Consider the following 7794-nt stretch of genomic DNA (forward strand, 5'->3'; position numbering starts at 1 on the left):
GCACGACAGGGAGACAACGGCAGCAATGGCTCTGAACAAACTTCGGGATTGGCTCGAGGCCCCGGCATCGGCGGTCGGCGAGCGCGGCGGCAAGCTCAACGTGCTGCGCGGCGCGGTCGCCCGGGTCACCACTCCCCTGCTGCCCGACGACTACCTGCACCTGGTCAACCCGCTGTGGTCGGCGCGCGAGCTGCGCGGCCGGATCGTCGAGGTCCGCAAGGAGACCGCCGACTCGGCCACCCTGGTGATCAAGCCGGGCTGGGGCTTCGACTTCCGCTACGAACCGGGCCAGTACATCGGCATCGGCGTCCTCGTCGACGGCCGCTGGATCTGGCGTTCCTACTCGCTGACCTGCCCGCCGGACTGGACCGGCCAGGGCGGGGCGCGGCTGATCTCCATCGCGGTCAAGGCCATGCCCGAGGGCAAGCTGTCCGGCCACCTGGTCAACGGCGTGCCCGCCGGGTCGATCGTGCGCCTCGCCGCCCCGCAGGGCGGGTTCGTGCTGCCCGAGCCGGTGCCCGCCAAGGTGCTCTTCGTCACCGCGGGCAGCGGGATCACGCCGGTCATGTCGATGCTGCGCACCATGGACCGGCGCGGCGGGGTCACCGACGTGCTGCACATCCACTCGGCGCCGACCGCGGCCGACGTCATGTTCGCCGACGAACTGCGCGAGCTCGAGGCGAAGCACCCGGGCTTCCGCACCCACATCCAGCTCACCGACGAGCAGGGCATGTTCACCCTCGACCAGCTCGACGCCGCCTACCCCGACTGGCGGGAACGCGAGACCTGGGCGTGCGGACCGGCCGGCCTGCTCGACGCGGCCGAGGCGCACTGGAAGGCCGCCGACCTGGCCGACAAGCTGCACGTCGAGCGGTTCGAGGTGGAGCGCTCGGTGATCGGCGAGGGCGGCACGGTCACCTTCGGCCACACCGGCCGCACGGTCGAGGCCGACGGCGCGACGAGCCTGCTGGAGGCGGGCGAGTCCGTCGGCGTGCAGCTCCCGTTCGGCTGCCGCATGGGCATCTGCCAGACCTGCGTGGTCACCCTCACCGAGGGCCACGCGCGCGACCTGCGCAACGGCGACGAGAAGCAGGCGGGCGAGAAGGTGCAGACCTGCATCTCGGCGGCCGCGGGGAACTGCACGCTCGACGTGTAGGACCGGACTCCGAGGACTCTGCCCGGTACCCTCGAAGGTAACCACCTCGCCGTTCTGGCCTGCCCCGGTTCCCGACCCGCGGAACGACGCAGCGCAGCGACCCAGCGGACGAGGGAAGCAACCGAGGCCTGGAGGGGCCGAGAACAGCGGCGCCAGCCGCCACTGTCACCGAAAGGATTTCACCGGGTGGCCATCACCGATATCCAGGAGTTCTCCCATCTGACCGAGGCCGACATCGAGACCCTCGGCCAGGAACTCGACGCGATCCGCCGCGCGGTGGAGACCTCGCGCGGCGAGCGCGATGCCCGCTACATCCGCCGGGCCATCGCCGCCCAGCGCGGCCTCGAGGTCGCCGGGCGCGCGCTGCTGTTCGGCAGCCGCAAGCGGTGGGCCTGGCTGAGCGGTACCGCCCTGCTCTCGGTCGCCAAGATCATCGAGAACATGGAGCTCGGCCACAACATCAGCCACGGCCAGTGGGACTGGATGAACGACCCGGAGATCCACTCCACCAGCTGGGAGTGGGACATGACCGGGCCGTCGGCGCAGTGGCGCCGCGCGCACAACTACTCCCATCACACCTACACCAACGTGCTCGGCAAGGACGAGGACCTCGGCTTCGGCATCCTGCGGATGACCCGCGACGAGCAGTGGCGCCCGGTCCACCTGATCCAGCCGCTGGCGAACCTGTTGCTGGCCGCCACCTTCGAGTGGGGCATCGCGCTGCACGACTGGAAGATCGAGAAGGAGATCACCCGGACGCCGATCTACCAGATCGACTCCGAGCCGAACATCCTGTTCGCCCGCAAGATCAGCACCCAGGTGGCCAAGGACTTCGTGCTGTACCCCGCCCTCACCGGCCGGGCCTGGAAGTCGACGCTCGAGGCCAACGCCACGGCGAACCTGGTGCGCAACCTGTGGGCCTACGCGGTGATCTTCTGCGGCCACTTCCCCGACGGCGCGGAGAAGTTCACCGTCGAGCAGCTCGAGGGCGAGACCCAGGGCGAGTGGTACCTGCGCCAGATGCTGGGCAGCGCCAACTTCTCCGCGGGCCCGGCGATGGCCTTCATGAGCGGCAACCTCTGCTACCAGATCGAGCACCACCTGTTCCCCGACCTGCCGAGCAACCGCTACGCCGAGGTCGCGGTGCAGGTGCGGGCGCTGTGCGAGAAGTACGACCTGCCCTATACGACGGGTTCGCTGGGCAAGCAGTACCTGCTGGCCTTCCGCACCATCCACAAGCTGGCCCTGCCCGACCGCTTCCTGCGGCGCACCGCCGACGACGCCCCCGAGACCTCCTCGGAGCGCAAGTTCACCGGCATCACCCTGCCGATGGCCGACCGGCTGCGCATCGACCCGGAGACGGGCCGCAGGCGCGGCCTGCGCTCGGCCATCCACGAGGTGCGGGTTGTCCTGGAAGCCAAGGCCGAGCACGAGAAGGAAGTCCTGCGCGAGGCCAAGGCGGCGCTGAAGGAGAAGGCCCGGCACGAGAAGGAACTGCTGCGCGAGGCGAAGTCCGCGCTGGCCGAGCGGGCCCGCGGGGAGCGGACGGCCTTGCGCGCCAAGGCCGCTCGACGCTCCGGGTGGCGCCGCGCCCGCGCCTGAACTAGCATTCCGGACATCGCGGCGCAATAGGACGCATAACACAGTTTCGCAGCGAATTCGCCAACCTACGATCCCGTAACCTACGGTAGTGTAACCGCCATGGCGATCTCGGATGTCAAGGAATACGCGCACCTCACCGACGCGGATGTGGAAGCGCTCGGTGCGGAGTTCGATGCGATCCGCAGGGAAATCGAATCCTCGCGGGGCGAGAAGGACGCGCGCTATATCCGCAACGTCATCCGGCTACAGCGCCTGCTCGAGATCTCCGGCCGGACCGTGCTCTTCGCCAGCTTCCTGCCCCCGGCCTGGCTGGCCGGCGTCGCCCTGCTCGGCACCGCCAAGATCATCGAGAACATGGAGATCGGGCACAACGTCATGCACGGCCAGTGGGACTGGATGAACGATCCGGAGATCCACTCCACCGCCTGGGAATGGGACAACGCGGGCCCCTCGGCGCACTGGAAGATCACCCACAACTACCTGCACCACAAGTACACCAACGTCCTCGGCATGGACGACGACATCGGCTACGGCCTGCTGCGCGTCACCCGTGACCAGCGCTGGTCCCCGTTCTACCTGGGCAACCCGATCTACAACCTGCTGCTGCAGTCGCTGTTCGAATACGGCGTCGCGATCCAGCACCTGGAACTGGGCAAGGTCGCCAAGAAGAAGTGGACCAAGGACTCGCCGGAATGGCAGAAGTTCGACGCCGACCGCAAGCTGGTCCTCAAGAAGGTCGGCAGGCAGGCCGCCAAGGACTACCTGCTGTTCCCGCTGCTGACCGGCCCGGCGTTCCTGTCGACGCTGACCGCCAACATCGCCGCCAACGTCGTGCGCAACGTGTGGACCAACGCGGTCATCTTCTGCGGCCACTTCCCCGACGGCGCCGAGAAGTTCACCAAGGACGACATCGAGAACGAGACCCAGGGCGAGTGGTACCTGCGGCAGATGCTGGGCAGCGCCAACATCAGCGGCGGCCCGGTCATGCACTTCATGACCGGCAACCTCAGCCACCAGATCGAACACCACCTGTTCCCCGATCTGCCCAGCAACCGTTACGCCGACATCGCCGTGCGGGTGCGGGCGCTGGCCGAGAAGTACGACCTGCCCTACACCACCGGCTCGCTGCCGGTGCAGTACTTCAAGTCCTGGCGCACCATCGCCAAGCTGGCGCTGCCGAACAAGTACCTGCGCGCCACCGCCGACGACGCGCCGGAGACCAAATCCGAGCGCAAGTTCGGCGGCCACGCGGTCACCACGATCGACCCGGTGACCGGCAAGCGGCGTGGCCTGCGGACCGCGCTCTCGGCCGGCAAGCGGCGGTTCGCGCGATCCGTCGCGTGATCGCCCACCCCTCGGTGGTTCCATGGACGGGTGTGTGCTGATCGACTGAGCGTCTACGACGCGATCCGCCTGCGCCGCGATGTGCGGGCGGAGTTCACCGGGGATGTCGTCGACGACGCGGTGCTGTGGCGGATCCTGGACGCCGCGCACCGCGCCCCGAGCGTGGGCAACTCCCAGCCCTGGGACTTCGTGGTGGTCCAGGACCCCGCCACCCTGCGCCGCTTCGCCGGGCACGTGGCCGACAAACGGCGCGAGTTCCGCGACGGGCTCCCGCCGGACCGGGCCGAGGTCTTCGCCCCGATCAAGATCGAGGGCATCGTGGAGAGCGGCACCGGCATCGTGGTCACCCACGACGACGCCCGCGGCGGGCCGCACGTCCTCGGCCGCGCGACCGTGCCCGAGACCGGGGTCTACTCGACGGTGCTCGCGATCCAGAACCTGTGGCTGGCCGCGACGGCCGAACGGATCGGCGTCGGCTGGGTGTCGTTCTACGACGAAGGGTTCCTGCGCGAGCTGGTCGGCATTCCCGAGGGCGTGCGGCCGGTGGCCTGGCTCTGTCTCGGGCCGGTCGAGGAGTTCCAGCGGGTCCCGGACCTGGAGCGCTTCGGCTGGCGTGAGCGCCGCCCGCTCGAGGCGGCCGTGCATCGGGAGACCTTCGGCGCCTGAGGTCGAATCCCCTTGTCCCCCTCACGAGTCCGGTCGTCTCGCTCAGCGATCCCCGCCGCCGTTGAGCCGGACGACCGGACTCGCTGTTCGCCTCGAGGACTCCGGGCCGCCTGCGCGTACCCGGCGCACTCGAGGCGCCCACGCGAACAGTAGCAATTTTTTCTACGATTTCTCAAATTTTTCTCATGAATTTGTCATGACCTGGGGACACGTCTACCATCTGGCGATTATGGGGAGTACTTCCGAGCTCGCTCGTCAGAAGCGATTCGGCCGCATCATCCGGCAACGCCGCGACGAACTCGGGCTGACACAGCTGCAGATCGGCGACCTCGGCGGGCCGTCGGCGCCGACGATCCGCAAGATCGAGGACGGCGAAGCCGCCATCAGTACCTCCACCCTGAACAAACTCGACGGGCCGCTGCGCTGGCACCCGGGCAGCGCCGCGCGCACCTACGCCGGCGGCGAACCCAGCTCCAGCGCCGCCCTCACCGCGGGCGCGCCGCGCGCCTCGGTCGTCTCCGGGCCCGACGCCATCCCCTTCGACATCGTCGACCTCACCGGCCTGCTGGCCGCCGCGGGCCGCCTCGACGGGCTGCTGCGCACCCGCGGCGACGCCGACCCCGAGCTCAGCGCCGCCGTCGGCGAGGTCAACGGGGTGGTCTCCCGGCTGTCGGCCCGCTACGCCACGACCATGCTCGAACGCAACGGCGGGCCGGGGCGGGCGCTGCATCCGCTGGTCGAGATGGCCTTCGCGCACCTGCTCGCCGTGCCCGCCGAGGCAGGCGACCCCGTCGACCTCGACGAACGCCGCTACCGCCGCTGGCTGGCGGGCCGCGACGACCAGGTCGACCAGGCCACCACCGCCCGCTTCCGCGCCCGGTGGCAGGCCGCGATCGCCGATCCCGCACTACCGAAGGCGGCCTCCCAGTGACGCAGCGCCCCGAGCCCTCCCTACCGCTGAGCACCCGGATCAACCGGCTCTTCGCCGTGGTGCACCCGCGCGACGCCGCCGAACGCGACAACGCCACCGTCGCCCGCCAGCTCACCGAGGCCGTCGGCAGGCCCGTCGACACCGCCTACGTGGCGTCCCTGCGCGACGGCGGATTCGACGGCGCGGCACCGGAATCCGACCTGCTGGCCGCGCTGGCCGGGGTGTTCGGCGTCCGCGCGGACTATCTGCTCGGTCCCGCCGCGGTGGCCGCGGCCATCGACCGCGAACTCGAGCTCCTCGCGACCATGCGGGACGCGCACGTCGCCGGGATCGCGCTGCGCGGCGAGGGAGTGGACCGCGCCGCCCTGGCCAGGATCATCACCGAACCCTGACCCGGCCGGATCGGGAACGCGCCGGTAACATCGCAGGTCACCGCGGAGTCCGACCGCGGGCAGCAGGCTCGGACATGTTCGAAAGGCCGGTATGCAGAGACGGTTCGACAGGCTGGCCGCGGCCGTGCCCATCCCCCGCCCGTGGGACCTGGCCGACTACGTGGACGCCGTGGCCGGATACCGCAGGCGGCCGATCACCCTGCGCCCCGTCGAGGGCTCGCTGCTCGGTTCGGGCTGCGGCACCGGCAGCGGCCTGTGGATCGCCCAGCGCGACGCCGACCTGATCGTCTACAGCGCCGACACCGCGCCCGCCCACGCCGAACACATCGTGGTCCACGAACTCGGCCACATGCTGCTCGGGCACGGCCCCGACGAGAACGACGCCGACCCGCTCGGCGGGCACTCCATGGACATGCTGACCGAGCTGCTGCCCTCGATCTCGCCCGAGTCCATCGCCCACGTCCTCGGCCGGACCGGCTACGGCACCGTCCGCGAACGCGAGGCCGAGAGCTTCGCCGACCACGTCATCCTCACCGCCACCGGGCCGCAGCGGCCCCCGTCGGCGCTGCATCGCGCCTTCTACCGCGGCAGCCGGTGAGCCCGGAGACGGGAAGACGGGAAGACGGGACCGCTCCGTGCGGTCCCGCCGTGGTCTGCCGTCGCCTCAGGCGAGCCGGATCAGGCCGTAGTCGAACGCGTGTCTGCGGTACACCACCGACGGCCGGTCGGTCTCCTTGTCGTGGAAGAGGAAGAAATCGTGGCCGACCAGTTCCATCTGGTAGAGGGCGTCGTCGACGGACATCGGCGTCGCCGTGTGCGTCTTGGTGCGCACGATGTGGCCCGGGCCCTCGTCCACCTCGTCGGTGTGCGAGTGCGCGGTGGCGCCGTTGGTGGCGGGGGCGAAGAGGGACTCGTCGATCAGGTCGGCGGTGGCCCGTGCCACCGAGACCGGCGTCTTGTCGCCGTAGTGGACGACGCGCCGCTTGTCCTTGCTGCGGCGCAGGCGGCTCTCCAGTTTCTGGGTCGCCGACTCGAGCGCGGCGTAGAAGCTGTCGGCGCACGCCTCGGCGCGCACCACGGGACCACGGCCGCGCGCGGTGATCTCCACCCGCTGACATGCCTTGCGCTGACGACGGTTTCGTTCGTGGAAGAGTTCGACGTCGAAAAGGAAGATGGACGGATCGAAGCGCTCCAGGCGGGCTAGCTTCTCCGTGACATAGATTCGATAGTGATCGGGTATCTCGACGTTGCGGCCCGAGACCACCACTTCGGCGTTCGCGCCCCGGCGCTGACCGTCGGTGGTGTTGTCGAGCATCGAGGTGTCGGGATCTTCGACCGAAGCCCGTGCAGAAGTCGTCACGCGTACCTCCCGGATGATGGCCGCACACATCGAACGTGTGCGGCGGGATTGAGCCGTGCCGATCGAGACTCGCTCGGCACCAGTAGTCCGAGACCCACCTCCAAACGCTGAAATATTCGCGGCCTCGCGAGGGCCTTCGTGACGTTGGCTGCCTCCTCCGGCCCGCCGTCTCGCCCGCGATGTTCGGTGTGTGCTCGCGACGCTAGTACGGGATTCGCCGTTGCGCCACTGTTCACGCAAATTTCCCGGAGTCAAGCCGCGCACGTCACCAAAACGGCCCTCGGAAGCAGTCCGGATCGGCCCAAGACGCGCACCACCTCGGTCACCGTCGCCCCGGTCGTCA

Annotated in this window: 8 protein-coding genes; 7 read left to right on the plus strand and 1 reads right to left on the minus strand. The window is 69.6% G+C overall.

All coding sequences use genetic code 11. The features are described from left to right. Window positions 1-25 precede the first annotated feature (25 nt). The 7 genes from ON36_RS21080 (at window position 26) to ON36_RS21110 (ending at window position 6689) form a co-directional block, all read left to right on the plus strand. Window positions 26-1156: a ferredoxin reductase gene (locus tag ON36_RS21080; protein WP_043656330.1), complete on the plus strand. Its 1131-nt coding sequence runs from the start codon at window positions 26-28 to the stop codon at window positions 1154-1156. Between the two features lie 186 nt (window positions 1157-1342). Next, the gene (locus ON36_RS21085; protein WP_043656333.1) at window positions 1343-2758 is read left to right on the plus strand and encodes a fatty acid desaturase family protein; all 1416 of its coding nucleotides are present in this window, start codon (window positions 1343-1345) and stop codon (window positions 2756-2758) included. Between the two features lie 99 nt (window positions 2759-2857). Next, window positions 2858-4102, plus strand: coding sequence for a fatty acid desaturase family protein (locus ON36_RS21090; protein ID WP_043656336.1), 1245 nt, complete (start codon window positions 2858-2860; stop codon window positions 4100-4102). A 30-nt stretch (window positions 4103-4132) separates the two neighbouring features. Then, a complete protein-coding gene (bluB, locus tag ON36_RS21095; RefSeq protein WP_043656339.1) occupies window positions 4133-4768 on the plus strand; it encodes a 5,6-dimethylbenzimidazole synthase in 636 nt (211 codons plus the stop codon). Between the two features lie 229 nt (window positions 4769-4997). After that, window positions 4998-5699 (plus strand): helix-turn-helix domain-containing protein, encoded by a 702-nt coding sequence (locus ON36_RS36675; RefSeq protein ID WP_169334719.1) that lies wholly within the window; start codon window positions 4998-5000, stop codon window positions 5697-5699. Next, window positions 5696-6091 (plus strand): hypothetical protein, encoded by a 396-nt coding sequence (locus tag ON36_RS32900; RefSeq protein WP_052314201.1) that lies wholly within the window; start codon window positions 5696-5698, stop codon window positions 6089-6091. Before ON36_RS36675 ends, ON36_RS32900 begins: the two co-directional genes overlap by 4 nt. A 91-nt stretch (window positions 6092-6182) precedes the next feature. Then, window positions 6183-6689 carry a hypothetical protein gene (locus ON36_RS21110; RefSeq protein WP_043656342.1) on the plus strand — a complete coding sequence of 169 codons (507 nt, stop codon included), beginning with the start codon at window positions 6183-6185 and terminating at the stop codon, window positions 6687-6689. Window positions 6690-6755: 66 nt separating this feature from the next. Here the strand turns inward: ON36_RS21110 and hpf are convergent, their stop codons facing one another. Beyond that, window positions 6756-7451 carry a ribosome hibernation-promoting factor, HPF/YfiA family gene (gene hpf / locus ON36_RS21115; protein ID WP_043656398.1) on the minus strand — a complete coding sequence of 232 codons (696 nt, stop codon included), beginning with the start codon at window positions 7449-7451 and terminating at the stop codon, window positions 6756-6758. Window positions 7452-7794: the final 343 nt, after the last annotated feature.

The sequence above is a fragment of the Nocardia thailandica NBRC 100428 genome, from assembly GCF_000308795.1.
Lineage (GTDB): Bacteria > Actinomycetota > Actinomycetes > Mycobacteriales > Mycobacteriaceae > Nocardia > Nocardia thailandica.